The 1318-nt window shown below is 43.3% G+C and carries 1 protein-coding gene; it reads left to right on the top strand.

The genetic code is table 11. From position 1 onward, the window contains the following. A protein-coding gene (locus tag CCB157_RS16800) for an IS3 family transposase (protein WP_238594760.1) occupies positions 1-1070 on the top strand; the annotation gives its coding sequence in 2 pieces (ribosomal slippage) (positions 1-163 and positions 163-1070; 1071 coding nt annotated over the 2 pieces). This gene is flagged as partial in the annotation. Between the last annotated feature and the right edge of the window lie 248 nt (positions 1071-1318).

Below are 1318 nucleotides of genomic sequence, written 5' to 3'. Positions count from 1 at the left end.
ACAGATCTGCGATATGGCCTGTCTGAAACGACAATCTACAAATGGATCAGAAAACAAAAACCGGTTAAGCTGGATGACGGGAGCTCTTTTACCCCAGAAGAATTTCTGAACCTGCAAAAAGAATTGCACCGGCTGAAAGAGGAAAACGAAATCTTAAAAAAAGCTATGGCCATATTCGCAAAGAAGTAGATCAAACCACTGTTATATCCATGATTGACGAGATAAGAGCCAAACACCATTATGACCTTAAAACCATGTGTACGGTCCTTGGCGTGCCGAGAAGTACCTACTATCAATCCAAACAAAAAAAAGAGTCAAAAACAAAACGGGAAAACCGGGAGTTGACAGACAGAATACGAAAAATCCATACGGAAAGCAAGCAGAGGTACGGAGCGCCGAAGATCCGCCATATGCTTGAAAAAGAAGGGCTCAAAGTCAGCCTGAAACGGGTTCAGCGTTTGATGAAGGCTGCAGGCATTTATTCCATTATCAGAAAAAAGTACCGTCCCCATTCCAATAAGGGCAAGATGGAAGAACACGATAACCTGCTGAACCAGGACTTCTCAACGACAACCATCAACGAGAAATGGGTTACGGATATTACGTACATTCATACTTTGAGAGACGGTTGGTGCTACCTGGCTTCCGTAATGGATTTACATTCCAGAAAGATTGTCGGTTACGCTTTTGACCGCCACATGACGACTGAACTGGCTTTAAAGGCAGTAGAAAACGCTTATCAGGCACAACGTCCAGGTCCGGGATTGATCTTGCATTCTGATTTGGGATCCCAGTATACAAGCGAGAAATTTGCAGAATACATGGAAAAGAAGCAGTTCAAACACTCCTTCAGTAAAAAAGGTTGCCCATACGATAACGCCTGCATTGAGTCTTTCCATGCAATTCTGAAAAAGGAAGAGATCTACAGAGTCAACTATTTGAACTTTCAAGCTGCCAGAAGAGCCTTATTCGAATTTATAGAAGGCTGGTACAATCGGAAACGGATTCATAGCTGCTTGGGCTATATGACGCCACAAGAAACAGAAGACAGTATCAAAGGGGCAGCGTAGTGCTCTTCACAATTTTACAAGCATCCGCTTTACATGGAGTGGCGGGTGTGGCAGGCTTGTTTGCCATGCGAAAGAAATCATTGCCCCTTTCGCCCTTCGCATAACACCACGCCCGCAGAGGCTCCATGTCAAGCGACCAGCGATGTCATGAAAAATATGGCATGAGATCAAAATTAAATTTCACTTATTGGTGTCCAAAATATTGACTTAAATCCATTCCTCATAGTAAGATATAAACCGATTAGCCT

The organism is Caenibacillus caldisaponilyticus (assembly GCF_002003465.1).
GTDB lineage: Bacteria > Bacillota > Bacilli > Bacillales > Sporolactobacillaceae > Caenibacillus > Caenibacillus caldisaponilyticus.
This window is presented reverse-complemented; position numbering and strand designations above follow the sequence as displayed.